Below are 26,906 nucleotides of genomic sequence, written 5' to 3' on the forward strand. Positions count from 1 at the left end.
CGAGTGCGCAAGCGAAACTTAGGTGGGCTTCGGCAACGGAACGTGATCGAGCAGGCGAGCAATGACCTGATCGACCGTCACCCCTTCGGCTTCGGCGCGGTAGCTGACCAGCACGCGGTGCCGCAGCACGGGATGAACCATCGCACGGACGTCTTCCGCCGTGGCGAGGTTGCGGCCGGCGAGGAGAGCGCGGGCCTTGGCGCCGAGGACCATGTATTGCGCAGCGCGAGTTCCAGCCCCCCAGCTGACCCAATCTTTCACAAAGCTGGGCGAATGTTCCTGGCCGGGGCGGCTGGCAGCGGAGAGACGGACCGCGTAACGAATGACATCTTCGGCGATCGGCACACGCTTGACGACTTCGTGGAAATTGCGGACGTCTTCGCCAGTGAAGAGAGCTTGAATTGGTTCGGGTTTGCGCGAGGTGGTTTGTTTCACCACGGCGACTTCGTCGTTTTCGGGCAAGTAATCAATCAGCACGTTGAACATGAAGCGATCGAGCTGCGCTTCCGGCAACGGGTAGGTCCCTTCCATTTCGATCGGGTTCTGCGTCGCGAGGACGAAGAACGGCTCGTCGAGCACGTACCGCTGACCGGCAACCGTGACTTGATGTTCCTGCATCGCTTCCAGCAGCGCGGCCTGCGTCTTCGGCGGCGTGCGGTTGATTTCGTCGGCGAGAATCACGTTGCCGAAGATCGGACCTTTGACGAACTGCATTCGCCGATGGCCGTCGCTGGCTTGCTCGAGGATTTCGGTGCCGGTAATGTCGGCGGGCATCAGGTCGGGAGTGAACTGAATACGCTGAAACTGCAAGTGAAACACTTGCGCGATCGAGCGGACGAGCAGGGTCTTTGCCAAGCCTGGCGCACCGGTGATCAAGCAATGGCCGCCGGCGAACAAGCTAATGAGCAACTGCTCGACGACTTCGGCCTGGCCGACGATGACTTTCGACAGTTCGCGATCGATGAGCGCGCGGCTGCCGCGGATCTGCTCGACCACTTTTTGTTCTAACTGAAACGCATCCAAATCGCTGGTCACATGGGCCTCGTTATTTAGTGAGTCATGGCGTAGGTCACGATGTTGATTCCCATCGGATACGAATATTTCTCCGACATCTCTTTGAAATATTGCGGATCCATTCCCTCTCGCTCCCAGCCGTCTCCGAGATCGGTGTTGTGGCAAATAATGACCATCATCCGCCCCTGATCGTCGAAAATGCCTCGGTAGTGCGGCTCTTGAGCGTCGGCTCGTTCGGTGGTCATGCCGTTGTACCAAGCGTGAATGCTCGGCACTTGCGGCTTCTTCTTCAGGTCATACACGCAGTGAAAAATCTCATGCTCCAGTGGCAGCTCCACGGGCTCTCGCGTAGGGAAGACGCGCTTCATGTTCTCGTACAAATTGGCGTATTCCTCTTCGCCCCAAAAATCGTCGACCATCAGAAAGCCGCCGTTGAGGAGATACTTTCGGAGCGCGGTGACCTCGGCATCGTTGAGATACATTCGGCCGGGTTCGATGAGGTAGATGAACGGGTAGTCGAAGAGGGCGTCGTCGGTGAGTTCGATGATCTTGCCGTTGGGATCGACTTCGAGCGAGGTGAGTTCATGCAGGCGGTACGAGAAATTGAGATCGCTGTCGGGATAATCGGTGGCCCAGTTGCCGCCACCGCGACCATAGCCGCTCATCGACTGATAGCGGATGCGAACGAACGTGAAGACGTCGCTCTTGAAATGCTCGTCGTTCTTCCACTCCGGCACGCCGTTGCGATCGACTAATTCCGGGCGAACTTCGCGACTCCAACGGCCACGCTGGGCGATGCCGAGGGCGGTGAGCGCGAAGAACGCGATCAGCGACGTGAGCAGGATGGTGGTGCGGCGAGACATAGGTTTATTTCCGAGGTGAATCGGCGGGTGCTTTGGTTGCCGGGGGCGGTGTTGTCGGAACCGCCGTGACGAGTTCGAGGAGCAGCTGCTGCGCGGCACGGTAGCGGGGCGTTTCTTCGAGCGCGCGAAGGGCGAATAACTTGGCTTCCGGTAGTTTGCCTTGCTTTTGCAGCGCGGTCGCGAGCTGAAAATTCAATTCCGCCGTATCGAAAGGTTCGAGCAAGAGCAGTGCACGATAGCTGTCGGCAGCGAGCGCGTAGTTCTTCGCTTGTTCCGCGGACCGAGCGGCCTGACGATGAACGGCGGGGAGGAGCGGATTCACGGCGATAGCGCGCAGAGCGTATTTTTCCGTCTCTTTCCATTCTCCGGCATCGGCGGTCAATTCGCATAGCCGCAGCAGACCATCGAGATCATTGGCCGAGAGAGAAGCGAGCTTGATGAGTGCTGCCTTTTCCGCTGCAGCGTCTTTCTCTTCTTTGTAGATATGTGCAAGGGCTGCATAGGGGCCACCGCTGCTGGCATCTTCGTGAAATAGCTCGAGCATCTTCTTGAGCGTCGTTTTTGCAGCGGCGAAGTCCTTCGTGGTCGCTTGCGTGACGGCCAAACGCTGCAACGCGGCGTAGTTGTTCGGATGATCTTTCAGATACGCGGTGATCACCTCTGCCGTTGCGCGGCGGGGAAGTTCTGGAGTGGCCCAATCGGCTTTCGGGGCCATCGCGTTGGCATACTCGCGGGCGTACTTGGCGAATTCCGCGTCAAAGGTTGCCAGCGAACCGGTGTAGCGGTTGAGCGATTCGTTGATCGGCATGCCGACGCTCAGATCGACGAGGACGTGCTCGAGTTTGTCTCGACCATACTTCTCGACGAAGAACTTGATGACGAGAGCGGATTCGAAATAGGCGAACTGCAAGTGCGCCGCTGAGGGTGGACTTAGAAATGCGCCGCTCAATTTGCTCACGGGGGTGAGATCGTCACCGAGGAGCATTTCTCGGTACTTTGGATTAATGGCTTGCCCCCAGGTCGCATCGGCGAGGCCTTCTTCGTAAACGGAAATTCCTTCGCTAAGCCAGCGCGGCATTTTGTTCTTCGTTTTTGTCAGCGTGACGACGTGACAGAACTCGTGCCAAAGGGTCGCTTCCCAGAAGGCGGGCGTGGTCGTTTGTGAGGCGGGACTTGGCGCCGTGATGACCGTGCCGAAGCACACGCCGAGGAAACCGGCCCCGCCGGGCATGCCGAAGGTGCGGATGGCAAAGTCTTGTTGCCGCGGAAACATCTCGACGATCACCGGCTGATCGAGCGTGATTTTGTATTTCGCGCAGAGATCTTTTTTGGCCCGCGAAAGTAACTCCAACACGCGCTGGCCATAGATGTCGGCTTCGCGAGCATCCATCCGCACTTGAAAGCCATCTGCTTCGAGTGTGCGGAACTTCGCCAGGTGTTCCTGTAGCGTCACTAGATTGTGTGCCAACACGTTGTAGCCGTCGGAGGCGTTTACTTCTTCGGCGAGTTTTAGACCCTCTTCTTCCTTGCCGAGGCGGAGTAAGTCTTGCGCGAGTTGCGTTTTGGCGACCAGATACTTTTCATCGAACTTCAAGGACTGTCGCTGATAAGCACTCCCTTCGGTGAAGCGGTACTTCTGCGACAATTTCCGGCCGATGAGATGATCGACTTCCGGATTGGTCGGCCAGCTCTTGAGGGCCGCGGCACGCAGCTGTTTTTCGACCGCGAGTTTGTTCTGCAGATGGGCAATCACCGCGCGATAAGCCAGACCGCGAGGATGTTGCGGATTGATCGCTGCGACTTGCAGCAGTACTTTGTCGGCATCGTCGTAGCGTTCCGAGTCGATGTGTTCGTTGGCGATAAACAGCAGGCTTTTCACGTGCTGTGTGTTGATGTCGAGCGCCTTCAGCACGGCCGCTTCGGCTTTTTTCGAATCGCTCGGAGCAAACGCCTGCGAGACGCCGAAGTGAGCCTCGGCGCTGGTGGCATCGAGCTTCACCGCTTGTTGAAAGGCTTCGCCGGCGAGCTGATAGTCGTACTTGTCGAGCGCCAAATCGCCGATGGCGAGCCAGATGTCAACGTTGCTCGGCATCCGCTTTTTGGCATCGTTGTAGATTTTCGTCAGCACTTGCTTCGGATCGGTCCGCTGGCTGAGCATCCAGCGGCCGACAATCAGCTGGCTGGCAATGTCGGAGTATCGCCAGGGCGATTGCACGAGCAGGGCTTTGATTTCTTCGTCGAACTTTTCGACCCGCTCGAGTTGCTGCGTGTGACGGCAAACATCGCGGCCAACCCAGCGCAGTTGTACGCTGTAGGTAAGCTTGGCGAGGGCCGCATCGAGCGACTTCGCCGCGTCGGCGTATTTGCCGGTTTCCATCTCTGCTTGGATCTTCAGCATCCAAGCCGGTTCGTGATATTCATTCTGCGCGACGAGCTCGCTGGCCGACGCGATGCACTCCGCATAGTTACCGGTGCGAAACGATTGGGCCGCTTCGGCCAAATCAGCCGCGGTAGCAGACGCAGCGAAAGAACTGGCGAAGAAAAGGAGAAGAGGTCCCGCAATAGAAAGAAGTTCGCCATGGCCGCGAGTAAAGCGGCTGAGAACGTTTCCCAAACGTTGCCAAGCGAGCATGCAGTTTCATCCTCGTTGCCGCCTCTGGCTAGACGGTGAAGCATCAAGTCTATTTCATGGAACCCCGGCAGACTACAGGCGGACTGGGCGTGCTTGGAAATTTCGGCTGAATGATTCGCGAGCGAATGAAGCGGGGGCTGGGGTAGGAAGATGGCGGGAATCAATCCTTATGAGTCGCCGCAGATCCCGATTGAGTCTGAAGCAGACCGGCCGCAGCCCTGGCTGCTTGCTTATCTGCAAATCATCGCAACGGGGGCTCTCATCTTCATTGCCGTTGGAGTGTTGGCGAACGGTGAGCACGCGCGGGATTGCCCAGAGTATTTTCGCATTGTGAAGAACTGGGAAGGTGATGATTGGGGCATTTGGATCCATGCCATCTTTCAAGGGGCGCTGGAATCTTTGGTCGTGGGGGTTTTGCTCTCAACATTGTTCATCGCCGTTGCTGGACGAATGACTCGCGTACCGATGACGTACGAGAAGGCAGCGATCAGAATACTCTGGATAGCTATTGGAGGAGCGTCTATCAGCTTCATGGCGGGGCTTATTGCCTCCATGTTCAGTGACGGGTTTCCCGATCTTTCGCGTAAGGTATTCTCGCAGGCTCCTACTGAACCTCGGCAGTTACTAAAATTTGCTCGGGTCAGCGTAAGCGTTTGCAGTCTGCAGCTGAGCACCGTTTTTTTTGCCGTGGTTCATCTGGTTCAGATGTATAGAGAAATCCGCCGAACGCCCGCACAACCCGCTGATTTACCGGCGAACTAGCGGCAAAGCTGCAATCAACATGCCGATGCAAAAATTCCCCTCGCCGATTAAGATGAGGTTCTCGGCAATGCGTTAAGTCCGGTGTTGAAGAACGGCGAGCGAAGGGCTCGGAACGGAAGTGAGCGGCGATGACGGCGGTAACTTTGACCTGCCCCTTTTGTGCGGGCAATATTCAAGTCGATGCGAGCATGGGTGGCCAGCAGGTCGCTTGTCCCCTTTGTCACAATGTGCTCGTGCTGCCGCCGCCGGAGGTGCTCGCCCCGCATCTCGCGCCCCAATATCAACAGCCTCAGTTCCAGCAACCGCAGTATCAGCCCCAGCCGAATTATCCGCAGCAGGGCTATCAACCGCAGCCGTCGTTTCCGCAGTTCCACCAGCAGCCGCAGCCATCGATGCCGCCAGGCTTCGGCCCGCAGCCCGGCTATGGCCAGCAGAACTTTCCGCAACAGAACTTCGGTCAGCCCGGATATCAGCAACCGGGCTACCAACAACCTGGGTTCGCACCGCAACAGAATTTTCCTCAGCAACCCGCACCGCAAGAGCAACTGATCACGCTCGGTTGCCCGGCCTGCCACAATCCGCTGCAAGTCACGGCCGCGATGAGCAACCAGCAAGTCGCTTGTCCCTACTGTTCGACTCCGATCCTCGTGCCGCCGCTGCAATCGCAGCCGGCGGTGCCAACTCCAGAACCGCTGGGCGAACTCGCGCCACTCCCGCCGGCGCCAACGGAACCCGCGCCGAAAGCGCCGACGCCGCCCGCCAAACCAACATCGAAATCGCGCGAGCCAGCGCGAGAACCAGCGGGCGACGAACGCATGCCGCCTTCGCGCTCGGCGCCAAAGCGTGAAGCCGACCCGCAATCGAGCGCACCATCAACGCGGCCGCGACCGTCAACACCGCGCGATGAGCGTTCACCTCCGACGCGCGACGAACGCTCGCCACCCACGCGCAGCGATCGTTCCGCACCAACTCGCGACGACCGCGCGCCGCCGCGCAAGGAACCAGAACGCTCGGCCCCGAAAACCGAGTCAACTCAAAAGGAAGTCCGCCGCCCCAGCGAGGAACGGGCACCAAAAAGTGAAGATCGCGCGCAACCGACACCGCAGCGCCGCGCACCAGAACAACCCACCGAACGTCGTCCGCAACCGACACAGCAAAAGTTGGAAGCCAAATCCGAGCCGCAAGAACCAACCCTCTCGGTCGACGAGTTGTTGCCCCCGACGGTGCTCCCGGGCATGAAACGCGAAATGGGAAAACGGGGTTAGCCAGCGACGAGCGGTTTCAAAGAAGTTCGCCGATTCGCGTTTCGTGTACGCACTGCGATCCCTTCCACCGTCTTCTCTTCCTCCCGCCTCTCGTCTCTACCCAACCTCACTCATACCCAAACCGTTCAAAATACCCCGCCCAGCGGCGACGAATTTCGCTGGCCGTTTCCTCATCCATGGTCGGGTGCTTGTTCTTCTTAAAGTCTTTTTCCTTCTCCATGTGCTGGATGATTTTTTCCCGCACCGGTTCGAAGTTGTTGAGCTGCAACTTCTGATAAATCTTCTCGCATTCGCCGACCGGGTCTTTCACCAGGTCTTCGTACTTCAATTCGTACAAGTCGCCGGGCGGGATTTCATTCCGTTGCTTTTCATAGCCGCGATACATTCGCTCGAAGCAGTCAAAAACATACTCGCGGTTGTTCTTATGATTCGCGACTTGCAAGCCTTGCACGTCGTCGAGCGATTCCCATAGTCGCATTGTTGACGGGAAGAGCGAAAAGGGATGCCGCGCGATGTGCACGAACTTCGCGCCGGGAAACCATCGCGAAAAATGGCCGATTCGGCCGGTGTGCGGCGGCGATTTCAGCAGCAGCTGTTTGTGCTTGGTGGTGAGCGTGATGAGCTTGGTGAAGTACATCAGCGCTGCTTTGAAACGCTCCAGATGCTCGGGCGAGCATTCGTCGAGGTTCAGCGAATCGGAATAATCCGGCGGCGTGTCGTTGGGAAACGCCATGCGCGCGTAAGGCGTGGGGGCGCCGAGCGCGAGGATCGCAAATTCGTCTTCCTGAGGCCGATCGAAACCTGCGGCCATGTTGTCCATCGGCCGTTGCTTGGGAACGAGCCAGGTCATTCGCTTGCCGACGAGCCACTCGGTGAGATAGGTGTGGTGCGGCGCCATGCACTGATACGTATTCGGCGTGGCGAACCGCGAATCGTTGCTCAGCAGTTCGTGCAGCAACGTCGTGCCGCTCCGCCAATGGCCGACGATAAAGACCGGCGGCGTTTCGATCCGCGTGCGCTCAATGTAACCGCCGAACCAAATGCGCTGAGCCAGCGCACAGATTGAATTGAACGGCGTGGTGGCGGTGATGATGGCCGCCATCGGCATGCGGAGCGGATGAATGCGAAAGCCGTGACGAGCGAGCAGGCTGAACCAATCGCTGATCCGCAGCGCGTGCCAAAAGCGTGGGCTGTACCACGGATAGGTGTTCATCTTCGACTTCTCCAAAGAAGCCGATTTCACATTGGCTGGCGTGTCGCCCATCGATTCCCTCGTTAAACGCTGGCCGTGTCGGCGAGCGAAGCGACTGCTTGGGACTGCGCACTTGCAGCATCAGCAAGGTCGCGCGCGTGATAACTGCTGCGGACAAACGGCCCGCTCGCCACTTCGGCAAATCCCATCTTGCGGGCTGCATTGCCGAGAAAATCAAACTCTTCCGGCGGCACGTAACGAACCACCGGCAAGTAATGGTCGGCTGCGGTGGCGCTCGGCATCAGATACTGACCGAGCGTGAGCAGATCGCAATTCACGCTCCGCAGATCGGCGAGGACTTCAAAAATCTCTTCCGTCGTTTCGCCGAGGCCGAGCATCAAGCCGCTCTTCGTCTTGATCGTCGGATCGAGTTCCTTGATCCGCTTGAGCAAATGGAGCGTCCAGCGATAGTCCGACTTCGGCCCGCGCACTTTGCGATAAAGTCGCGGCACCGTTTCGGTGTTGTGATTGAAGACTTCAGGCCGGGCCGCAACCACGCGGGCGAGAGCGGCTTCGTTGTTGATGAAATCGGGCGTGAGAACTTCCACGGCAGCGCCGGTCTTTTCGCGGACCGCGAGCACGCACTGATAGAAATGTTCCGCGCCGCCGTCGGCGAGATCATCGCGCGTGACGGAAGTAATCACCACGTGTTTCAAACCCAGTCGCAACGAGGCTTCGGCCAGGCGGGCCGGTTCGTCGCTTTCGACTTGCTGCGTCTTGCCGCGAGCGACTGCGCAGAAGCCGCAGGGCCGGGTGCAGACGTTGCCGAGGATCATGAACGTGGCCGTTTTTTGCGAATAGCACTCCATGCGATTGGGGCACTTCGCGTTATCGCACACGGTCTCGAGCTTCAGCTCTTCGAGCAAGCTTTGCGTCTGATGGTTGAAGTTCCCCTTGGGCACTTCCCGCTTCAGCCAGCGCGGCAAGCGGCGGTCGGCGAGTTGTTCTGGTTGTGGTGCAGCAACCGATCCGCAACCACCCGACGTGCAGTCGTTGGTCGGTTCGCGATAGAGAGGCAATTCACGCAACAGATTCACGAGATGCTGTTCCAGGAAATTCGGGGGCAATTTCAGGTAGGAGCGGATGGCTGGTATGCAGCTGATAGTTGCCGCAGTCGAACGCGGCAGCCAGCTGGGCCACCACGGCGGCTCGGACAGCATCCATTTTAACCGGGATTGCCGTCTCGGACAGGAGAGACGACGGCACCGGCCGGGTGGGGAATTCGAGGGAGTTTTTAGCAGCGGGCTGAGTAGCCGTCAGGTCGCGGTATTCCGCAGCGGGGACAGCTTCGATGCGGCGCATGCTCCGCAGGTCGGGGTCGACATTCAAAAATGCCCCATGCGTCGACACGCCGAACTTGACGGCCACGCCCAGCGCGGCGAGCAAGCCGCTCTTGCCCCACAGACCGAAATGTTTCGGCAGGGTCTGGGTTTGCACATTCAGCGTCTGAAGTGCATCGGCCAAACCGTTTTGCCACCGCCGCAGAAAATCGCCCACGCTCCAGCGATGCCAGCCGAGCTGTGTAATGACATAAATGGCTAGTTGCCCCGGCGCGTGCAACAAACAACCGCCGCCACGAGCGACATAGCGGACCGTCAGCTCGCGCTCGGCGAGCTCAGCGCCGGTGAGTTGCAATTGATCGCGCGAACCGCGGCGACCGATGGTGATCACATTCGGATGTTCGCACATCAGCACCGTCATGCGGCCATCGCCGCGGGTGACGGCGTCATAAGCCAGCCGCTTTTGAGCGGTCAGGCAGTCTTCGTAGTCGACCAATCCCAGGGAGAAAAAATGGGTGGCAAACGGCGGCAGTGCGGGCGCGCGACGCGACATAAGTAGAACATCTGGCGACGGGTAGATAAGCCGAACGAGGAGGGGCGGAGATTAGCAGAGCGTTAAGAATCGAGCGAGGTCAAGAAAGATGGGTTCGCTAGCGTCAGGTCCTTTGCAGAAGGACCCATTGTCGACTTTCGCTCCCGCGAAAGTCCAACGCAGGCGGGGTCGGTTACTGTCGTGTTTGGCAATCGCATGAGTTCTAGGAGAGCGACCTTCCACCGCTACTCTCCGAGGTCCGGAACATCGCGGAGCTCGTTCCTTGGCGCGCGTTGTCCTTCCTCCGTTTAACTTTCGCGGAGCGAAAGTCGACGATGGGTCGTTACCGAAGTGAGCAAAAATTGAACGAGGGGCAGCGATTGACAGCATGTGAACAAACGTATAAAATTGAGCGCCGACGACTATGCCGCGCTCTTTGAAAAGTTGGTGTTATTTGTGACTCGAGCCTCTCGCTTGCAGAAACCAATCGATCGCCGGTTGATGGTCTCCGGCTTTGAATGGTTACTTGTAGTAAGTGGTGCGAGGTGTTGTGAAAGTGTTGTGAGAACTGACTCGCTTTCAGCTCGACTTAATTGCGGCAAGTTGTTTCCAGCCTTGAGTTAGCAGTCTTGAATGTCAAAATTGACCGAAAACGCGCTGTTGTGAAAAACTTGCCTTCGGACAGCCATTTGTGGACGCAACCTTCGGCTGCATCGATGTTTAGGAAGGTTCTCGCTGCGGTGAAAAGGTGTTGTAAAACTTGTACCGTTGTGCGAGCGGCCGCTTTTTGCCCAGAAGCAAGATCCGGCGGGCAGCGGTAACATTGGTTTTGGTACCGCACATCAGCTGCTGCCCCGGCCAAGCAGGATACCCGCCTGTTGGAAACGACCCTGTCTGCGATCGACTGGCAAGCCGCGCTCACGCTCCACGACCGGTGGCTGCGCACGGTGATCCTTGCGCGGTTGCAAGAGCCGCAGGCCGTGGATGATGTGATGCAGGAAGTGGCTTTGGCGGCGGTTCGGCAGGCGGCACCGCTGGCCGATGTGGCGAAGCTGGCGCCGTGGCTGTATCAGCTCGCCGTGCGGCAGTCGCTGTTGTATCGGCGGAAGTGTGGTCGGCGGCGAAAGTTGGTGCAGCGGGCGATGGAGCTCACGCCGGTCGAGACGCGCGAGACGCCGGCTCAGCCGCTGGGTTGGTTGCTGGCGAGTGAACGGCGGGATTTAGTGCGGCGGGCGCTCGATCTGTTGCCCGCGCGCGATGCCCAGATCCTGCTTTTGAAATACACCGAGGATTGGAACTATCACCAGATTGCGGCGCATCTGGGTTGCAGCCATGCTGCCGTGGAAACGCGGCTGCATCGTGCCCGGCAACGGATGCGCGACGCACTGACGAGATTGAATGCGGAGGTGGAATCGTGAACGAACCAAAACCGAACGCAGAAGACATTGACGACGTGGTGCTCGATCGCCTGGTGGATGGCGAGTTGTCGCCAGCCGAATATCGGCGGGTGCTCCTCTCGCTCGAACAACAGCCGGCGGCCTGGCGGAAGTGCGCGCAAGCGTTTCTGCAAGCGCAGGCCTGGCGAGCGGAAATGAACAGTGTGCGGGCCGCGGCAGAAATCAAACCTGTTGCTCCGCCGCAGGCAGAACCCGCGCCGCAAAAGAACATCGCCGGCGATTGGTTGCGAATGTTTCTCGTCGCCGCGGCGAGCTTCCTGGCGGCGTACTTCGTGGTGCAGCAATCCTGGAAAGTTGTCGAACGAACTCAACCGGCGAACAACGTGCCAATTGCGAAAGCGCCGGTCGAACCGACTGCCCCGACACAAGCCGCCGCTCACAACAATCAGCCGCTCGGCAAGGTGCAGCTCGCTGTGAATCGCAACGGTAGTGAAGAGCCGCAGATGATGGATGTAGCCGTTTATGATCCAGAAACGGCGACCGAGATTTATAAATCATCGCGACCAGCTTTGCCCGATGATTTGTTGCAGGCCCTCACTGCCGAAGGTCACCGCATCGACCGTCAACCGCGACTCATGCCGATCCAACTTGACGACGGCCGGCAAATGATGGTGCCAGTCGAAGGTTATCGTATCGTGCCGGTGAACCGGCCTAGCTATTAGTCGGTTCGGTACTAAAACGCATCGTCGAGTTGTTCCTGCAGCGAGAACCACCGCTGTTCGGTGTCGGCGAGTTGCGTCGTCAGGTTGGCGACTTCGTTGTGCAGGCGGAGAGCTTCCTTCGGATCGGTGGCTTGCATCAGCTGAGCGTTGATGGCTTTTTTCTCGCCATCAAGCTTGGCGATGGCTCGTTCCAGCGTGCTCATTTCTTTGCGGATTTCGCGCTCGCTGCGCTGTGGCGGAGCGGCTGGTTTTGCCGGGGCTTTATCTGCCGTTTTAGCCGCGGCGCTCGCGCCTTTGGCGAGCGACTTGGCTTCCTTCAGCTCGCGTTCGCCGGCTTCGATCTCCTTGTTGACGTAGTAGACGTAAGCGTCGTAATCGCCGCGGTAGTTCACCACGTGGCCGTCGCGGACTTCGATGATGCAGGTCGCGATGCGGCTCATGAAGTGCCGATCGTGGCTCGTGAAAATCACCGTGCCCTTGTAATCGATCAGGGCCTGCGCGAGGGCTTCGATCGTATCGACGTCCAAGTGGTTGCCCGGTTCGTCGAGAATCAGAATGTTGTGCTGACTGAGGAGCAGCCCCGCCATGCAGAGGCGGGCTCGTTCGCCACCAGAGAGGACCGAGACTTTCTTCTTGACCGCTTCGCCGCGGAAGAGCATGGCGCCGGCCATGTCGAGGATTTGCTGAATCTTGGTTCCCGACGCGGCCTGGTATTCGAGATAGTCGAGCACCGTTTGCTTCTCGGGCAAGTTCGTATAAACGTGCTGAGCATAAATGCCGACCTGGCAGCCATGGCCCCACTTCACTTCGCCGGCGAGCGGCGAGAGCGAATCGACCAGCGTGCGGAGGAACGTCGTCTTACCCTGGCCGTTGTCGCCGACGATCGCAGCCCGGCTGCCGTGCTCAATTTCGACGTCAATGCCGCTGGCGATTTCGCGATCGGGATAACCGATCGACAAATTGCGGCAACGCACGGCAGGCCCCTTGCGCGGCTCGACTTGCGGAGCGCGGATGAGCGCGGTCGGTTCGTCGCTGGCGATGTCGATGACTTCGAGCTTCTCGAGTTGCTTGCTCTTTGACTTCGCACGGGTCGCGGTGCTCGCGCGGGCTTTGTTTTTGGCGATGAACTCTTCGAGCTGCTTCCGCTTCGTCAGCACGGCTGCATTGGTTCGCTCTTCGTGCTCACGCTGCTCGACTTGATAGGCCAGAAAGTCATCGATCTTGCCGGGATACAACGTCAACGCGCCGCGCGCCAGATCGAGGGTGTGACCGCAGGTCGCTTTGAGGAATGCTCGGTCGTGCGAGACGATCAGACAGGCTTCGCGGAAGTCCTTGAGAAAGTGCTCGAGCAGAATCTGCGTGCGCAGATCGAGAAAGTTCGTCGGTTCGTCGAGCAGCAGCAGATTCGGTTCATGTAGCAGGAGCGCCGCGAGCTTCACGCGCGTCTGCCAACCGCCCGAAAGTTTCGCGACAGGTCCTTCGAGGTAAGCGCCTTTGAGTTCGAACTGCCCAGCGACTTCGCCGCACTTCCAATCGGGCTGGCCGCTGTCGCGCATCAGAAATTGCAGCGCCGACTCGCCCGGTTCAAACGGATCATGCTGGCGCAGGTAGCCGATGCGAAGTCGCGGGTGGCGAATGATTTCGCCGCTGTCGAGTTCTTCTTCGCCGAGGATCACGCGGAGCAGCGTGCTTTTGCCCGCGCCGTTGCGGCCGACGAAACCGACCTTTTCGTCGTCGGTGATCGTGGCCTCGGCCTTATCCATGAGGATCTGATCGCCATAGCGTTTCGACGCATTCCGAATCTGCAGCAGCACAGCCATCGCGAACCAACCCTCTTCCCGAACTTCCCAAGCAAAAGTCAAAAACCCATCGTACGTAAGGGGTTAAAATTGGTAAAGGCGGTTCAGCCGGGCAGTTGGCGGGTGGGAGCACCGGTTGCGGTTACTCCGGGGCGGCGTTTGCGGTATACAATTCAGCAGCCACTGTGGATTCGCAGCGGCGACACTGGAAAAAACATGACCACCGCGACCCAACCCACTCCCGCCGTCAAACCTGCGACCAACGTTCGCTTGCCCAAGCCGGCCGAACTGCCCGATGCCCCCGTCGTCATTTACGACGGCCATTGCAAGTTTTGCACGGGGCAGGTGAAGAATCTGGCCCGCTGGGATGGCAAGGGCCGAGTCGCGTTCATTTCGCTCCACGACGCCGAAGTCGCTCGCCGTTGGCCTGACCTGACTCACGAGATGCTGATGGATCAGATGTACGTGGTCGATCCACAAGGGAACCGCTACGGCGGGGCCGCGGCGTTTCGCTATCTATCGCGAGTGCTGCCGAAGCTGTGGATTCTCGCGCCGATCATGCACATTCCCTTCACGCTGCCGATCTGGCAATTCTGTTATCGCCAAGTGGCCAAACGCCGTTACCTGATGGGGAAGACGACGGAAGAAGCCTGCGATGATGGCGGGTGCAAGGTGCATTTTAAGTAGAGTGTAGGGTGGGTCGAGCGGTACTCCGCGAGGCCCACCATCAACCTCGGTGGGCCTCGCGGAGTACCGCTCGACCCACCCTACTTTGGTTACTTCCTCGCATCGAGCAGCGCCGGAATGTTGGTTGCCATCCAAGGCGAGGCAGTCGGCGATCGCTCGAGTATTCCCGCCGCAGCTTGGATCGTTTTTTCGGCAAGGTCGAGCCATTCGGGTTTCTTCGCCTGCTGGGCGAGATAGATCAAATTTCCCGCCGCGAGCGAATTGCCGGCCGGGCTCGCGCTGTCGATGGGATCTTTGCCGCGGGCCAGCAAGGCTTCGTGATCGGTCGAGGTGAAGTAGAAACCGCCGCCACGCGGGTCGGCAAAGAGTTCGATTTGCTTTTGCGTCAGCTTCTCTGCTTCCTTCAGCCAACGTTCTTCGCCAGTCGCGCGATGCAAGGCGATCAGGCCGTATGTGAGAAACGCGTAGTCGTCCAAATAGGCGTTGAACTTCGCCGCGCCGCTCGCATAGCTCCGCTGCAACCGGCCATCCTTCGTCAGCATGTTGGTCAAGACAAAATCGGCGGCCTTTTTGGCAGCGTCAATGTACTTCGGTTGCTTTAGCACACGGCCGGTGTCGGCCAGTCCGGCGATCATCAGGCCGTTGTCGGCGGCGAGGATTTTGATGTCCGTCAGTGGTTTCTTGCGAGTGTCACGGGCCTTGAGCAGCTTCTCGCGCAGCACACCCCAGGTGTTCACAACTTTATCTTCGGACCACTTCTTTTCTGCAGCGAGCTCGCTGTGAGATTGCGCGAGATTGAGGACGTAATACTTCTCTTCGAAGTTCGGATCTTTTTGCAAAGCGAACAATTCGCTGAGGATTTCGAACTGCGGATTCGTCAGCGAGGACTTCAGTTCTTCCTTGGTCCAGCGCTGGAACTTTCCTTCTTCGCTTTCCGACTCCGCGTCGAGGGCTGCATAAAAACCGCCGGTTGTGTCGGTCATTTCGCGGAGGACGAAATCGCACGTTTCATCGGCCACGCGGGCGAAGTCGGGCCGCTTGAGCAGTTGCGACGCTTCGGCATAGATCGTCGCCAGTTGGCCGTTGTCGTAGAGCATCTTTTCGAAGTGCGGAATCCGCCAGAGTCGATCGGTGCTGTAGCGATGAAAGCCGCCGCCGACATGATCGTAGATGCCGCCCCGCATCATCTTTTCGAGCGTGAATGTGAGGAGTTCTTTGCTGCGGGCATTGTCGGTGCGGCGTATGTGATCGAGCAGATAGATGAGATTGGCGGGCTCGGGAAACTTCGGCCGGCGCCACTGAATTTCGTCGTAACCAAAGCCGCCCCATTTTGCATCGAACTGCTCATCGAGCGCCGGTTGCACGGCGTTGTAGAGCTTGATGTCGATCGGCGTGAGCGACAACGCTCGGCGGCTTTCGAGTTCTGCCTTGACGATGTCCGTCAACGTCTGGGCATCTTCTTTCACGCGTTCGGGCTGCTTCTCCCAGGCAGCTTGAATGCGCTGTGCCACGCCAAAAAAGCCGGATACCCCTTCGCGATCGCCGTCGCGGGCCGGCAAGTAACTGACCCCGACGAACGGTTTGGTTTCCGGCGTGAGAAAGATCGTCATCGGCCAACCACCACCGCGGCGGCCCGTCGTGGCTTGCGTGTAGGCCTGCAGCGCTGCCATGTAAATCGCATCGAGGTCGGGCCGTTCCTCACGATCGACTTTGATGCAGACGAAGTTTTCATTGAGGTACGCTGCGATCTCGTCATCGAGAAACGACTCGCGCTCCATCACGTGGCACCAGTGGCAACTGGAATAGCCGACCGACAGAAAGATCAGCTTGCCTTCTTTCTTTGCCTTGGCGAGAGCTTCATCGCCCCAGGGATACCAGTCGACCGGATTGTGGGCGTGCAACAGCAGATAGGGGCTGGTTTCTTTGGCGAGGCGATTGGCAGGGTGTTTCCCTTCGCCGGGCTTCTTCGGTTCCTCGGCGTGGGCGAGCAAGAATGCCGCGAAAAACAAACAGGCCGTCAGGAGAATGCAGTTGCGCATTGATCGCCTCGAGAGGTTGATGAAGAGCACGCAATATACAGGACGCTACTGCAGCTGAATCAACCGAAATTCCCCACGCGGCAGTTCACTCTTGGGTTGCAGCCGCTCGTCGAACTGAGTTCCTTGCCAACCTTGGTCGCGGGCCTCGCGCAAGAACAGCTCGGCCATTCCGCCGCGGCCCGGATCGCACAGCCAAACCTGGCCGCTGGGACGAAGTCGGGCGCGCAGCGTATTCAGCAACGGCACATGCAACTCAGGATCGTAAAGGCATTCGCAAACGATAATTCTTTCGAAAGCGTGATCCGCGGTCGGACGCCACCAGTCGGTAACTTCTCCCGTGACGTTTTCGTAGCCATTGCCTCGTGCATTGGCGAGCGAGAGTTCCACGGCGAAGGGGACGTAGTCGCTGAATGTCACCGGCCAACCGCGGGCCGCGGCTGCAAGCCCCACAAAGCCGTTGCCGCAGCCAAGTTCCAGGACTTTCGTCTCGGCGGGCCATGGCTGCGCGAGCAAGATTGCTGCCATGGTCTTGGCGGCGGGCCAGAGCTCGGCCCAAAACGGGTCGGGCCATTCTTCCATGGCCGGCCCATCCTTCAAAAAGGCATCGGCATCGGCGGGCAAGAGCAGTCGCCACGAATGATCGGCGATGGTGACATTTTCCCATTTCCAGCCGCCGGGAATCGACAGTTCGGCGATTTGTTCTTGAGTTCGCGATTTCATGCCCAGATTGTCTTCATCGCGGCCCGGCCGGCAATTGCCCCGCCTCGCGGAAAACGTCCCTAATTGCTAATCTTTTAGGTCTCAACAGGAACATTTCAAACTGAGGGGTTGCCATGGCCGTCACCGCCGAACGTGCTTTCCGTCTTTGTCAGTTACTCAAGGGTGTCGCCACGCGGGAGCATCTGTCGCTGGCCGAGTATTTGAGCTCGATTCCTAAGCTCGATTCACTGAACGACCTGCCGGCCGGCACGACGGTGCTGATCCGCGGCGATGTCGACGCCAAGGTCGGCGCCGAAGTGGGCCAAGGCGATATCCGTCTCCGCTCGATGGTCGAAACATTGCAGTTCGGCCAGCAAAAGGGCTTCAAGCAAATCATCTTCGGCCATCTCGGTCGCAAGGAAAAAGACAAGCCGATCGGCTCGCTGGCCAAGGTTGCTGCCCGCCTCGGCAAATTGCTGAACTGCGAGGTGCCGCTGATCGAAGATTGGCTGGATGAAGCGACGAACACGGTGAAGGACCACGTGCAAGAGACGATTGCCAAGGCGCCGAACGGCAGCGTGTTTGTGCTGCAAAACGTTCGCGGCTACGACATCGAAACGGCCCTGTGGAAGGCCAAGCCCGATATGCTCTCGGCCGTTGCCGCCAAGCAAGCGACGTTTGCCGATTCGCTCAGCGAAAAAGTCGCCGAAGTCTACGTCAACGAAGCCCTGTCGGCTGGCAGCCTCGATGCGTCGAGCACCATCGTGCCGTTGGCGATGAGCCGCGTCGCGCTGGGCAAATATCTGACCCGCGAGTTTGAAGGGGCCATGATGGAATGCCTCAACGCTCAGTTCGTGGTTTTCAGCGGCATCAAGATCGACAAGCTCGACGATCTCGAAGCGATGATCAACCGCGGCAAGATCAAGACGATCATCTCGGCTGGCTCGCTGGCCATGGCATTGAAGAAGGCCGACGCGTTGCTGGCCGGTCAGACCTTTAACCTGGGTGTGACCGAAGACCCGGCTCACGCCGACAAGGCGTACTACATTCCGCCAGACCGCATCGAACAAGCCCGCCGCATGTTGCAAGCAGGCCGCAAGCAAGGGATCGAATTCGTCCTGCCGTGCGACTTCGTTCTCGGCGATGCCCGCGTGGTCGAAACGCTGCAGCCCGGCGATCAGCAATTCGACATCGGTCCGAAGACGATTGCCCTCTTCACCGACACCATCACCAAGTTCATCGCCAGCAAGAAGGGTGTCGAAGCTCAAACGGCTGCCTTCCACAACGGCGTGTTCGGCATGTTCGAAGACCCTCGCTTCGAAGCCGGCACGAAGGCTTTCATTGGTCAGCTCAAGCGGTTGACCGACGCCGGCATCAAGGTCTACGTCGGCGGCGGCGAAGGTGGCACGGCTCTCGAACGTTACGGCCAACCGAACTGGGTCACGCACTGCTTCACGGCCGGTGGTACCGTGCTGAATGCCCTCGGCAGCGAACCGGTGCCGTACCTGGTCGCCCTCCGCATGGCCGCGCAGGACGCATAACGTCTGAACGCACATTTTCGGATTGCCAAAACAGCCGCCAGGCGCTAGCCTCCGGCTTGGAACGGCCGTAGGCGATCTCGCTACGGCTGATTTCGATTGCTTCGATTGCAAGCAGGCTGAGTCGAATGAAGGATTGGTCCCTCACCCGCCCCTCTTCTCCAAAATGCGAGCAGAGGATGTTTAGGAAAATGGAATGCTTTTCAACGCCACCAAGAACCTGATCGCTACCGCCCAGAATCCCCACAAAGCCCCGAAAGACGTCGATCGCGCTCGAGATCAACTGTTCGAAGCGACTGCCAGTGCCACGAAGCTCGAACTAACCGAACAGATGACCGAAATCGCCAAGCACTTCGGCTTGAGCGATGTTTATCGAGGCGCGTTCCTGGCGCTAATCTGCGGCGCGCTCGTCGAGCAAGGTTGCGACCCGCAGCCGATGGCAGGGCCGCTGCGCACGCAATTAAAAACCATCCTCGAAGCCTGCGGTCGGCTGGCTGAAGCCTGCAAGGCGAAGATGCCGGCCACGACCGAAAAAGACAAAGACGAGGAAGCCGAGGACGACGAAGAGCAGGACGCGCACGATGCTGCCTTTGAGGAAGCTCGCCGGCAGGTCGCGCCGAAAATGCAGGCCGAAAACAACGCTTGGGAATCGCTGCACACGTGGTGGCGGCCCGCCGTCGCGGTCTACTCGGCAAGCGAAATGGCTCGCATGGCGGCCAGCAGCCTGCGCCCGCTCGCACAGCAGTGTGCGCCCTTTCACCAAGGCGCCCATTGGCTGAACGTCATGCTCGGCATCATGCACGAAGAGCCGATCCTGGTGCTGGAGCCGCAAACCGGCATCGGCATTGTCGGTCGCATCTCGGGCGTCGCCGATAACTTTCAGCTGCACACGCTGTTGATGGAATCGTTCCCCAGCAGCGGCATTGCGGCCGGCTCGCGAGTGCCGCGGTCCATCGCTGAAGTTGCTCGCGGCGCCGGCCCGCAACAAACCGAAGAGACGGTCACCGGCTTTTGGAATCTCTACAATTGGCACGCCGTGCAGGCCAACGGTCAGTTGCCACCCGCCGACGATTTCACCCACAGCAGCGTGTGGCTGTGGAATGAAGCCTACCCAGTCGATATTCCGCAGTTCGAAGGTCAGCGCGTCGTCCTCCTCGGCCCGCCGTCGATCGAACGGACTTGGAATGCGCTCCGCATTTTTGAGCACGTGCCGGCTTCGCTGAAGATCGAAAAGACGCTCAGCAGTGATGAAGTGCGCGGGTTGGTGCAGAAGATGGCTGCGGCGAAAAGCTAAGTCGCAATGCAAGCGAGGGTGGTTTGCGAGGAGACGTAACCGATACAATCAGGTTATGGATACGTCTCTCAATTTCCACGGCCAACTTCTCGCCATCGGCGTTGCACCTAAAGCCAAGGCGCCGCTGGAGGCCATCGAAACCGCGGTGATCACCGACAAGGGCATCGCGGGCGATCGTTACTCGGCGGGCAAAGGAGCCGGCCAACGTGGCCGTGTTAAGGATGAGCAGCACGTCACGCTGATCTCCGAAGAAGCTATCGTGGCGGCTTGCGAGGAATCAGGGCTGCCGATCACGCATTTGCTCACGCGGCGAAACTTGCTGGTTCGCGGCGTTCCGTTGGCCGATTTGCTCTCGAAGTACTTTCGCGTTGGCGAGGTGGTGCTCTTCGGCTTCGAAGACTGCGCACCCTGCGGCTATCTCGAAAAGATGACGTTCCCGTTCATGAAACAGTCGCTGAAGAACCGCGGCGGAATTCGGGCCGTGGTGGTCAACGGCGGCACGATTCGCGTCGGCGATGAAGTGAAATGGGTTACGAATGAGGAACGGCTGGCCGACCTCGCGAAGAGCTGAACGATCAAGAGCTAAGCGCCTACTGCTACAGCCAGGCCGAGAGAATCTCCTCGACTTCTTCTCCTTCGAGCGTATCGTGCGCCAGCAGATGATCGACAACGGCGGCCAGCGCGGCCCAGTAATCATCGCGACTCAACTGCCGATGCAGTCGCAGCGAAACTTGCTCTAGATAGCGCAGCCGCTGTACTTCATCGGCGAAGAACGGCGCGGCTGCTTCCCAGGCTACTTGCCAATCGTTGGCCCATTCGGCGACGAATCCTGGATGAAACGGATCGCCCGTGTGAATCATCTCCGCCACCGGCCCGGCGAGCGCGACCTGCACGTCCTTTTCGGCCTGCTCACGAGCCGGCCAACGCCCCCGGGGCCAGAGGATTTGCGTATCGCCATAGCGCTCCGGCCCGTCATCTCGATCGGGCTCGATCGTCACCGAGCGTACGCGTCCGCCGAGCAGCACTGCCAGCAAGACATGACCAGCTTCGTGATAAGCGACGAGTTCCGACATCCGCTTAATTCCGCTCCAGCAAAGTTGCTAAAATGCCTTCTCCGATGGATCGCATTTTATCAACTTGTCGCGCTCCCTCGTTCACCGGAGGATTCGTCGATGTCGCCCAAAAAGCAACGGAGTAACCACGTGACTGCCAAGCCTTCTCCTCAAAATTCCGCGCCCGCCAAAGAAACCGCTCCTGTTGCCAAGCCGGCCGCTGCTGCGCCCGAAGCCGCGCCAGTCAGTGCACCTGCCGATGGCACGCCGCTGTTGGCCGAAGTGCAATCGTTCATTCAGCGCCGCGAAGAGCTCGCTCGCAAACTGTCAGATGAGATCACTTCAACCGAGGAACGCCTCGCCGAACTCAAGCGAACCGCGGCTGCCCTCTTCCCGGAAAACAACCGCCCAGCACCGGTCGCCAATAAGGATAAAAAGGTCAAGAAACTGCCGAAGGCCAAACCGCTGCCGGCTAAAACCGAAGGCGCTGCGTCCGAGGAAACAAGCGCCGCAGCCGAACCAGCCGCCACCGATGGGGCAGCTAGTTAGTTACGAACGCAGTAGTTTATAAACCGCGAGCGCGGCAATCGCGCCCGCGAAGGGACCAACGACCGGCACCCACGAGTAAGCCCAATCGGAGCCACCTTTGCCCGCGATCGGCAACAAGGCATGAGCCAACCGCGGGCCGAGATCGCGAGCGGGATTGATGGCATAGCCCGTCGTCCCGCCCAGCGAGAGACCGATAGCCCAGACAATCAAGCCGACGAGCGGCGGCTTCATGCCATCGACCAGCATTGTGTCGCCCACGGCAGAAGCGATGAAGATCAGGGCAAACGTGCCGAGGAACTCGCTGAAGAAGTTCCATGGATAGTTGCGAATCGCCGGCGCCGTGCAAAACACGCCAAGCTTAGCCGCCTGGTCTTTCGTCTCCGCCCAATGCGGCAAGTAATGAAGCCAAACCAGGATCGCGCCGAAGAACGCGCCGCAAAACTGACCAGCGACCATCTCCAGAGTTTTTTGCCACGGCCCGTGATTGAGGATCGCGTCGGCGATCGGTCCAGCAGGATTCAAAGCTCCTTCGCCGCCGAGCGCCTTCGACACAAAGATGCCGCAGACCACGGCAAAGCACCAGCCGGCAGAGACGACAATCCAGCCGCCATTGTTCGCTTTCGATTTCGCGAGCAGCACGCCAGCGACAACGCCGTCTCCCAGCAGGATCAACGTCGCCGTGCCACAAAATTCGCCGATGAAGGGTGAGGACACGGCAGAGATTCCCGAGAGGAGAGAGGATTTGCGCGAGCCAATTTTACAACAAAAAAAGCCGCAACAAGCGATCGCTCGTTCCGGCTTCGATTTTTATTCAACGACGCACGTAGCGCCATTTGGCAAGCACTACTTCGCGTGCTTGATCGCCGCTTGAGCGGCAGCCAAACGGGCGATTGGCACGCGGAACGGCGAGCAGCTGACGTAGTTCAAGCCAGCGCGGTGGCAGAAGTCCACCGAGGCCGGGTCGCCGCCGTGTTCGCCGCAGATGCCGACCTTCAGATCCTTGTTGGTCTTGCGGCCCTTCTGCACGCCCATTTCGACGAGCTGACCAACGCCCGATTGATCGAGCGTTTGGAAGGGATCGGCCGTGAGCAGATCCTTCTTCAGGTAGTCGGGCAAGAAGCTATTGATGTCGTCGCGGCTGAAGCCAAACGTCATTTGCGTCAGGTCATTCGTGCCGAAGCTGAAGAACTGGGCATGCTCGGCGATTTGGTCGGCCGTGAGAGCAGCGCGAGGAATCTCGATCATCGTGCCGATGAGCGTGTCGAGCGATCCCTTGAACTTCTTCTCGGCGATGACTTCGTCGATCGTCTTCTGCGTCAGGTCCTTCAGATACTTCAGTTCGACCGCGGTGCCGACGAGCGGAATCATGATTTCCGGCTTGGCGTCGATCTTCTTCCCCTTGCAGATGATGGCCGCTTCGATGATCGCGCGAACCTGCATCTCGAGGATTTCAGGATAGGTAACGCTGAGGCGGCAACCACGATGGCCGAGCATCGGGTTCGCTTCGTGCAGTTGAGCGACGCGAGCCTTGATGAAGGCCGGCTTTACGCCCATCTGCTTGGCGAGTTCGTCCTGCGTCTTGGCTTCGTGCGGGAGGAATTCGTGCAGCGGCGGATCCAAGAGGCGGATCGTCACTGGCAAGCCCTTCATCGCCGTGAAGATGCCAACGAAGTCTTCGCGTTGGAACGGCAGCAGCTTGGCCAGAGCGGCCTTGCGAGCGTCCAATTCGGTCGCGAGGATCATCTCACGCATTGCAGCAATGCGGTCGTCGCCGAAGAACATGTGTTCCGTACGGCAGAGACCAATGCCTTCGGCGCCGAAGTCGCGAGCACGCTGCGAATCTTCCGGCGAATCGGCGTTCGTGCGAATGCCCAGCGTGCGGTACTTATCGGCCCACTTCATCACAGTGGCAAAGTCGCCGCCGAGCTTGGGTTCCATCGTGGCCATCGTCCCGGCGAACACTTCGCCCGTCGTGCCGTTGATGGTGATGACATCGTTACCACCATAGGTCTTACCCTTGATGGTCATCTTCTTGCCCTTTTCGTCGATCGACATTTCGCCGGCGCCGACGACGCAGCAACGACCCCAACCGCGAGCGACCACCGCCGCGTGGCTGGTCATGCCGCCCGTGCTGGTCAAAATACCGGCGGCCGAGTGCATACCGGCCACGTCTTCGGGGCTGGTTTCGCTACGGCACAGAATGACGCGTTCGCCAGCAGCGGCACGTTCGACCGCTTCTTCGGCGGTGAAGGCGAGCTTGCCCACGGCAGCGCCCGGCGAAGCCGGCAAGCCGGTCGTCAGCACGAGCTTCTTCTCGCGAGCATCTTCCAAAGCCTTGGTATCAAGGCTCGGCAGCAACAGCTGCGAAAGGTCACCGGCCGGAATGCGGCGGATGGCTTCCTTTTCGTCGATCAGCTTTTCCTTGACCATGTCGACGGCCATCTTCACGGCAGCGGTGCCGGTCCGTTTGCCGTTGCGGGTCTGCAGCATGAAGAGCACCTTCTTTTCGATGGTGAACTCGATGTCCTGCATGTCCTTGTAGTGCTTCTCGAGAATGTCCTTGATCTCGAGCAGTTGCTTGTGGATGGCCTTGTTCCACTTCGGCATTTCGGCGACAGGCTGCGGCGTGCGGATACCAGCGACGACGTCTTCGCCTTGGGCGTTGACCAGGAACTCGCCGAAGAATTCGTTCTTGCCGGTGTTCGGATCGCGGGTGAAAGCGACACCCGTGCCGCTGTCGTCACCCATGTTGCCGTACACCATCGATTGCACGTTCACCGCCGTGCCGAGCAAACCGCGAATGTTTTCGACTTCGCGATACGTAACGGCCTTGGCGCCCATCCAGCTCTTGAACACCGCTTCGATCGAAGCTTCGAGCTGGGTGTAAGGATCCTGCGGGAAGTCCTTACCGGTGTGCTTCTTATAAACTTCCTTGTAAGCGACGCACAATTCCTTCAGGCCTTCGGCCGGCACGTCGGTATCGGCAGTGACCTTGTACTTCTTCTTGATCTTGTCGAACGCGTGTTCGTAATGTTCGTGGCCGACGTCCATCACTACGTCGCCGAACATGTTGATCAAGCGGCGATAGGCGTCATACGCAAAGCGTTCGTTGCCCGTGGCCTTGGCCAAGCCTTCGGTCGAAACGTCGTTCAGACCGAGGTTCAAAATGGTGTTCATCATGCCCGGCATCGAGAGGGCGGCGCCGGAGCGAACCGACACGAGCAGCGGGCTCTTGTCGTCGCCAAACTTCTTGCCGAGTTCCTTTTCCAGAGCGGCGATGTTCTTCCGCACTTCGTCCATCAAACCGGCGGGCAACTTCTTGCCGCTCTTGTAGTAGCCGTCGCAAACTTCCGTGGTGATCGTAAAGCCCGGCGGCACCGGCAGACCAATGCTCGTCATTTCGGCGAGATTCAAACCCTTTCCGCCCAGCAGCTGCTTGCTCAGCCCCTTGCCTTCGGTCTTGGTCTTGCTGAAGTAATAGGTCATTTTGCCGTTGGATGCGGCGGCTGCAGGACGAGCTTTGGCCATGAAAATGCTTCCCAAATCGAAAAATCGAGCCTAAATCGCGATTCAAACGCGGTTCCCCGCAAGCCCACGCTCGCGGTACGAGTCAAAGCCCATCAAATCGGCAAAAACTCGCTAGAAATGAAGCGAAAAATGTACCAGTGAGGGACGATAGCGTCAATGAAGGGGTCGTAGGGCTGCGTGCTAGCGAGCCCGCCATCCGTCATACTGCACGGCATGACCCCATCGATCGTCCTCGCCGAGTCGCACCACTTGGTCGCCGTTCGCGCGCTGTTTCTGGAATATGTCGACTCGCTCGGCATCGATCTCGGCTTTCAAAACGTCGCCCAAGAGTTGGCCGAACTCCCCGGCAAGTACTCGCCGCCTGGCGGTTGCCTGCTGCTCGCACTTGTTGACGATCAGCCGGCCGGTTGTGTGGCCGTTCGTTCCCTTGAGCCCGGCATCGGTGAAGTAAAGCGGTTGTACGTCCGGCCGCAATTTCGTGGCCTCGGCTTAGGACCCGCGCTTGGCGAACGCATCATCGCCGAGGCTCGCCGTCTGGGTTACCAACGCCTCCGGCTCGATACGCTCAGTCCGCAAATGCAGCCGGCCATCGATCTCTATCGCCGGCTTGGCTTTCAACCGATTGCTCCTTACTACAGCAATCCGCTGCCGGGAGCATTCTTCATGGAGCTCGAGCTCGGCTGTGCCAAATAACTCACAACCAGATTTTCAAAGAACCTTGTGAACTTCATTGTGGATTCGGCAGCGACAACTTAGGTCATCGCACATCGAGTGAACGCGCGAACCGCATTTACTTCCACAGCCCTTCCACCTGCGCTCGCAACTTCACCAAATCCACCGACTCCCCAGCCTTGGGAAATGGATGCTGCAGCACGAACCAATGCTCGGTGAACGCCGCCGATTGCTGCGGCTGCAATACCTCGCGCGGGCCGATTGGTTCGAGCTCGATCCGCGCGCCAGCCGGATACCACACCGATAGCGTCAGCCCCGCCGCTTCGTTGTAAACGCGGTTCGGCTGCACCGACCAACGCTTCACAAACAGAACGTCGCCGGGCATGACATACGCCAGCCAACCCGCATAAGAATCGAAGCCGAGCTTCGGCTTCCGCGGCGGCGACAGGATTTCGAGGAAGCCGTCGCGCTCGCGGATTTTTTCGTCCTGGTTGCGAACGTTGATGATCGCCGAGTCTTCGTACATCGCGTACTTGCTCGGGAACTTGCTCTGACCCACTAGCGGAATGAGGCAGATGCCGCCGCCCGGCGAAAACGATCGGCCCCAATGGCAGACCTCTTTCGTATCGGCCGAAATATTCGTCATCAACTGTTTGCACGACAGGCCGCCGTTTTCGTTCAGCGTAAAGTATCGCCGCAGCTGCATGCCGCTTGCTTCGTCTTTCTCGCTCGTCAGCATCGCCGACGCTTCGCCGGTGATCTCCAGTTTCCAATCACCCGCCCACAATTTCGGATGGGCTGCAATCGTCAACTCCGGGCCGATGTCAAACCGCCCCGCACTCATCGGCCGTTGCTTCCCCGCTGGCACGCTCTTTTCGGTTTCATCGAACCACAGCGCCTGCTTGCCGCCGACCGAAAACTCCAGCACTCGTCCGCCGGCTGGACTCAAGATCGCCCGCGATTCGCCTCGCACCAGCTCCACGCCTTTGGCGTCGCCATGCGAACTGACAAACCGCGCCGCCGGTTCAGCTGCCAGGCAGACAGCTGCGACGCCAATGAACAACAAAGCGAGGAGGTATTTCATGGAGCGACTCAATCGAGAGGTTGATCAGCGCCAGGCGACTCAGAATGCCCAGCCGTCAGGGGGTTATAATATAACCAGTTATAACAATTCGTGAGCGACGGAAGCTCTTGGCGGTTCATCACTTGCGCAAAATAGACTGCGCAAGTCCATAACCTTTTATAACCACTCGCTAAGGATCTGCTAACCAGATAACTCCGATTTCATAACTGCATTTTTCTGGGGATTCGGCCGCAGCATCGGGCTCCT

Annotated in this window: 23 protein-coding genes; 10 read left to right on the plus strand and 13 right to left on the minus strand. The window is 59.0% G+C overall.

The features are described 5' to 3' along the window. Positions 1-18: 18 nt before the first annotated feature. The 3 genes from M9Q49_RS06950 to M9Q49_RS06960 are packed head-to-tail and all read right to left on the minus strand — an operon-like array spanning position 19 to position 4,509. Complete coding sequence (locus M9Q49_RS06950; RefSeq protein ID WP_254507988.1) at positions 19-1,035, minus strand: AAA family ATPase; 1,017 nt, start codon at positions 1,033-1,035, stop codon at positions 19-21. A 14-nt stretch (positions 1,036-1,049) separates the two neighbouring features. Beyond that, complete coding sequence (locus tag M9Q49_RS06955) at positions 1,050-1,877, minus strand: DUF4159 domain-containing protein (protein ID WP_254507989.1); 828 nt, start codon at positions 1,875-1,877, stop codon at positions 1,050-1,052. 4 nt (positions 1,878-1,881) lie between these two features. After that, positions 1,882-4,509, minus strand: a complete 2,628-nt coding sequence (locus M9Q49_RS06960) for a tetratricopeptide repeat protein (RefSeq protein ID WP_254507990.1) — start codon at positions 4,507-4,509, stop codon at positions 1,882-1,884. 150 nt (positions 4,510-4,659) lie between these two features. Here M9Q49_RS06960 and M9Q49_RS06965 point away from each other — a divergent pair, with 150 nt between their 5' ends. Together M9Q49_RS06965 and M9Q49_RS35365 are read left to right on the plus strand one after the other, a co-directional pair. Then, on the plus strand, positions 4,660-5,271 hold the full coding sequence (locus M9Q49_RS06965) for a hypothetical protein (protein ID WP_254507991.1): 612 nt from the start codon (positions 4,660-4,662) through the stop codon (positions 5,269-5,271). 128 nt (positions 5,272-5,399) lie between these two features. After that, positions 5,400-6,536, plus strand: a complete 1,137-nt coding sequence (locus M9Q49_RS35365; RefSeq protein WP_261365027.1) for a hypothetical protein — start codon at positions 5,400-5,402, stop codon at positions 6,534-6,536. A 106-nt stretch (positions 6,537-6,642) separates the two neighbouring features. Here M9Q49_RS35365 and M9Q49_RS06975 read toward each other — a convergent pair whose 3' ends face one another. The 3 genes from M9Q49_RS06975 to M9Q49_RS06985 are packed head-to-tail and all read right to left on the minus strand — an operon-like array spanning position 6,643 to position 9,621. Beyond that, complete coding sequence (locus M9Q49_RS06975; protein ID WP_254507992.1) at positions 6,643-7,800, minus strand: sulfotransferase family protein; 1,158 nt, start codon at positions 7,798-7,800, stop codon at positions 6,643-6,645. A gap of 11 nt (positions 7,801-7,811) precedes the next feature. Continuing rightward, entirely contained in the window at positions 7,812-8,825 is a 1,014-nt protein-coding gene (gene lipA / locus M9Q49_RS06980) for a lipoyl synthase (RefSeq protein WP_254507993.1), read from the minus strand. Then, entirely contained in the window at positions 8,809-9,621 is an 813-nt protein-coding gene (locus M9Q49_RS06985) for a lipoyl(octanoyl) transferase LipB (RefSeq protein ID WP_254507994.1), read from the minus strand. Before M9Q49_RS06985 ends, lipA begins: the two co-directional genes overlap by 17 nt. 857 nt (positions 9,622-10,478) lie before the next feature. Here M9Q49_RS06985 and M9Q49_RS06990 point away from each other — a divergent pair. Together M9Q49_RS06990 and M9Q49_RS06995 are read left to right on the plus strand one after the other, a co-directional pair. Beyond that, positions 10,479-11,018, plus strand: a complete 540-nt coding sequence (locus M9Q49_RS06990) for an RNA polymerase sigma factor (RefSeq protein WP_254507995.1) — start codon at positions 10,479-10,481, stop codon at positions 11,016-11,018. Then, positions 11,015-11,719: an anti-sigma factor family protein gene (locus M9Q49_RS06995; RefSeq protein WP_254507996.1), complete on the plus strand. Its 705-nt coding sequence runs from the start codon at positions 11,015-11,017 to the stop codon at positions 11,717-11,719. Before M9Q49_RS06990 ends, M9Q49_RS06995 begins: the two co-directional genes overlap by 4 nt. A gap of 11 nt (positions 11,720-11,730) precedes the next feature. Here the strand turns inward: M9Q49_RS06995 and M9Q49_RS07000 are convergent, their stop codons facing one another. Beyond that, a complete protein-coding gene (locus tag M9Q49_RS07000) occupies positions 11,731-13,539 on the minus strand; it encodes an ABC-F family ATP-binding cassette domain-containing protein (RefSeq protein ID WP_254507997.1) in 1,809 nt (602 codons plus the stop codon). A gap of 195 nt (positions 13,540-13,734) precedes the next feature. On the opposite strand from M9Q49_RS07000, the gene M9Q49_RS07005 reads away from it, so the two are divergent. Then, on the plus strand, positions 13,735-14,205 hold the full coding sequence (locus M9Q49_RS07005) for a thiol-disulfide oxidoreductase DCC family protein (RefSeq protein ID WP_254507998.1): 471 nt from the start codon (positions 13,735-13,737) through the stop codon (positions 14,203-14,205). An 89-nt stretch (positions 14,206-14,294) separates the two neighbouring features. Here the strand turns inward: M9Q49_RS07005 and M9Q49_RS07010 are convergent, their stop codons facing one another. Both M9Q49_RS07010 and M9Q49_RS07015 read right to left on the minus strand, forming a co-directional pair. After that, positions 14,295-16,244 (minus strand): thioredoxin domain-containing protein, encoded by a 1,950-nt coding sequence (locus M9Q49_RS07010; protein ID WP_254507999.1) that lies wholly within the window; start codon positions 16,242-16,244, stop codon positions 14,295-14,297. Between the two features lie 45 nt (positions 16,245-16,289). After that, positions 16,290-16,964: a class I SAM-dependent methyltransferase gene (locus M9Q49_RS07015; RefSeq protein ID WP_254508000.1), complete on the minus strand. Its 675-nt coding sequence runs from the start codon at positions 16,962-16,964 to the stop codon at positions 16,290-16,292. Between the two features lie 113 nt (positions 16,965-17,077). Between M9Q49_RS07015 and pgk the strand changes: the two genes are divergently transcribed. The 3 genes from pgk (at position 17,078) to M9Q49_RS07030 (ending at position 20,346) form a co-directional block, all read left to right on the plus strand. Beyond that, positions 17,078-18,484 carry a phosphoglycerate kinase gene (pgk, locus tag M9Q49_RS07020; RefSeq protein ID WP_254508001.1) on the plus strand — a complete coding sequence of 469 codons (1,407 nt, stop codon included), beginning with the start codon at positions 17,078-17,080 and terminating at the stop codon, positions 18,482-18,484. Positions 18,485-18,677: 193 nt separating this feature from the next. Continuing rightward, positions 18,678-19,775, plus strand: a complete 1,098-nt coding sequence (locus M9Q49_RS07025) for a hypothetical protein (RefSeq protein WP_254508002.1) — start codon at positions 18,678-18,680, stop codon at positions 19,773-19,775. A gap of 55 nt (positions 19,776-19,830) precedes the next feature. Continuing rightward, the gene (locus M9Q49_RS07030) at positions 19,831-20,346 is read left to right on the plus strand and encodes an MOSC domain-containing protein (RefSeq protein ID WP_254508003.1); all 516 of its coding nucleotides are present in this window, start codon (positions 19,831-19,833) and stop codon (positions 20,344-20,346) included. Positions 20,347-20,371: 25 nt separating this feature from the next. Here the strand turns inward: M9Q49_RS07030 and M9Q49_RS07035 are convergent, their stop codons facing one another. After that, positions 20,372-20,848 carry a hypothetical protein gene (locus M9Q49_RS07035; RefSeq protein ID WP_254508004.1) on the minus strand — a complete coding sequence of 159 codons (477 nt, stop codon included), beginning with the start codon at positions 20,846-20,848 and terminating at the stop codon, positions 20,372-20,374. Between the two features lie 99 nt (positions 20,849-20,947). Here M9Q49_RS07035 and M9Q49_RS07040 point away from each other — a divergent pair, with 99 nt between their 5' ends. Beyond that, positions 20,948-21,376 carry a hypothetical protein gene (locus M9Q49_RS07040; protein ID WP_254508005.1) on the plus strand — a complete coding sequence of 143 codons (429 nt, stop codon included), beginning with the start codon at positions 20,948-20,950 and terminating at the stop codon, positions 21,374-21,376. Here M9Q49_RS07040 and M9Q49_RS07045 read toward each other — a convergent pair whose 3' ends face one another. After that, the gene (locus M9Q49_RS07045; RefSeq protein WP_254508006.1) at positions 21,377-22,090 is read right to left on the minus strand and encodes an MIP/aquaporin family protein; all 714 of its coding nucleotides are present in this window, start codon (positions 22,088-22,090) and stop codon (positions 21,377-21,379) included. It lies immediately after the preceding gene. 129 nt (positions 22,091-22,219) lie between these two features. Then, entirely contained in the window at positions 22,220-24,904 is a 2,685-nt protein-coding gene (gene ppdK / locus M9Q49_RS07050) for a pyruvate, phosphate dikinase (RefSeq protein WP_254508007.1), read from the minus strand. A 213-nt stretch (positions 24,905-25,117) separates the two neighbouring features. Here ppdK and M9Q49_RS07055 point away from each other — a divergent pair, with 213 nt between their 5' ends. Beyond that, on the plus strand, positions 25,118-25,597 hold the full coding sequence (locus M9Q49_RS07055; RefSeq protein WP_254508008.1) for a GNAT family N-acetyltransferase: 480 nt from the start codon (positions 25,118-25,120) through the stop codon (positions 25,595-25,597). Positions 25,598-25,694: 97 nt separating this feature from the next. Here the strand turns inward: M9Q49_RS07055 and M9Q49_RS07060 are convergent, their stop codons facing one another. Continuing rightward, on the minus strand, positions 25,695-26,660 hold the full coding sequence (locus M9Q49_RS07060) for a hypothetical protein (RefSeq protein ID WP_254508009.1): 966 nt from the start codon (positions 26,658-26,660) through the stop codon (positions 25,695-25,697). Positions 26,661-26,906 lie beyond the last annotated feature (246 nt).

It is taken from the genome of Anatilimnocola floriformis (genome assembly GCF_024256385.1).
In the GTDB taxonomy this organism is placed as follows: Bacteria; Planctomycetota; Planctomycetia; order Pirellulales; family Pirellulaceae; genus Anatilimnocola; species Anatilimnocola floriformis.